The 1,898-nt window shown below is 50.7% G+C and carries 2 protein-coding genes; both read left to right on the top strand.

What is annotated here, in order from left to right:
• Window positions 1-1,467: DUF4368 domain-containing protein (locus GPK49_RS08485; protein ID WP_215677445.1), on the top strand; the 1,467-nt coding region annotated here is incomplete at its 5' end.
• A complete protein-coding gene (locus tag GPK49_RS08480; RefSeq protein ID WP_138344361.1) occupies window positions 1,464-1,808 on the top strand; it encodes a TnpV protein in 345 nt (114 codons plus the stop codon). The genes GPK49_RS08485 and GPK49_RS08480, both read left to right, overlap by 4 nt.
• The last annotated feature ends 90 nt before the right edge of the window (window positions 1,809-1,898 follow it).

Raw genomic sequence — 1,898 nt, 5'->3', positions numbered from 1 at the left:
GCCAGAGACACCAGCCGTAAAATCCGTTCCACTTTCCAGTCCAAAGGCAAGTCCGGCAAGCACCTCACAGGCACGGTCATTTACGGCTATCTCTGGAACGAAGCCAGAGACCAATGGTTGGTTGACCCCGAAGCCGCAGAGGTGGTAAAGCGCATTTTTGCCATGACGATTGAAGGCTACGGTCCGTATCAGATCGCCAGCAAGCTGAAAGAAGAAAAAGTCCTCATTCCGTCCGCTTACCTTGCCCGGCACGGCGAGGGCGTGAACAAAAACAAGACTTTCAAAGATGTGTACGGTTGGGGTTCTTCCACCATCTGCAACATTCTTGAAAAGCGTGAGTATCTGGGACACACCATCAACTTCAAGACCCGAAAGCACTTCAAGGACAAGAAAAGCCATTATGTTCCGGAGGACGAATGGACAATTTTCGAGAACACCCATGATCCTATCATTGACCAGCAGACCTTTGACCTTGTGCAGAAAATCCGTGGGAATGTCAGACGCTACCCGGACGGCTGGGGCGAAGCAGCTCCCCTCACGGGCTTGCTCTATTGTGCCGATTGCGGCGGCAAGATGTATGTCCACCGCACCAACAACGGCAAGCGCATTTCTCAATACACCTGCTCACAGTACACCAAAGTTCCTTGCGGAACGCTCTGCAAGACCCAGCACCGTATCAATGAAGATGTGGTACTGTCCCTTGTCTCTGAAATGCTGAAAGCCATTGCCGAGTATGCGAAGCATGACAGAGCCGAGTTTGTCCGTGTGGTGCAGGAAGCGCAGTCCAGCCAGCAGACGGCAGAGGTCAGGAAACAGCGGACACGCCTTGCCACCGCAAAGCAGAGAGTTTCCGAGCTGGAAGTCCTGCTCTGCAAAATCTATGAGGATAACATTTTAGGCAAGCTGTCCGACAGCAGATACGCCACTCTGGACGCTCAATACGAAAAGGAACAGACCGAGCTTACCGCTGAAATCTCTGTTCTGGAAAAGGCTGTCAAGAGCTATGAGAAGCACGAAAAGGACGCTGATCGTTTTATCGCTCTGATTGATAAGTACGAGAACTTCGACAAGCTGACCATTGCCATGCTCAACGAGTTTATCGAGAAAATCCTTGTGCATGAGCGTGACCGCAAAGGCAGTATACAGACCACACAGGAGGTCGAGATTTACTTCAATTTTGTCGGTCGATTTGTTCCCCCGGCGTTTGGAGAAGTGGAGCTTACCCCGGAGGAATTAGAGGAAATCCGCAAGCGTGAGGAACGCAAGGACAGGCTTCATCAGAACTACTTGAAGCGGAAAGCCAGCGGAGCGCAGAAGCGATACGAGGACAAAATCAAGGGGAGAAAAAAGGCAGAAATCGAAGCCAAGAAAGCCGCCATTCGTGCGGAGGATATTGCAAAGGGCGTGTTCGTCCCTGTCAGCAGTTTACCGCAGAGAGAGCCGATGAAAGGAGTACAAACAGCATGAATATCACTTACACACAGAACGGCGATTATCTTATCCCGAACATCATTATCCGCAAGACCAAGCCCCTCGGACACTACGGCAGACTCCGCAAAGCGTATCTGGAAATGCACCGTCCGATACTGTTCAATGAGCTGGTGCTATCCGACAAGCTCTTTGAGCATTGCGCCGAGATTGACGAAGCGGCACGAAACCGCATGGAGCTGATCGTGCGGTCACTGGCAGAGCAAAACGGCGTGACCGAGCAACTGAAAGCCGAAAACCAAATGGAATGGGTGCGGCAGATGAACGCTTGCAAGGTACAGGCAGAGGAAGTTGTGAAAGCGGAATTGATTTATGATTGAGCGAGAAAGTCCGGGCAGAAAACTGTTCGGACTTTTCTCATATAGTCCAAAGTTGCGGTAGAATTGTTCACAAGTTTTATGGTATAATTT

Source organism: Clostridium sp. MCC345 (genome assembly GCF_018785345.1).
GTDB lineage: Bacteria > Bacillota > Clostridia > Lachnospirales > Anaerotignaceae > Anaerotignum_A > Anaerotignum_A faecicola.
This window is presented reverse-complemented; position numbering and strand designations above follow the sequence as displayed.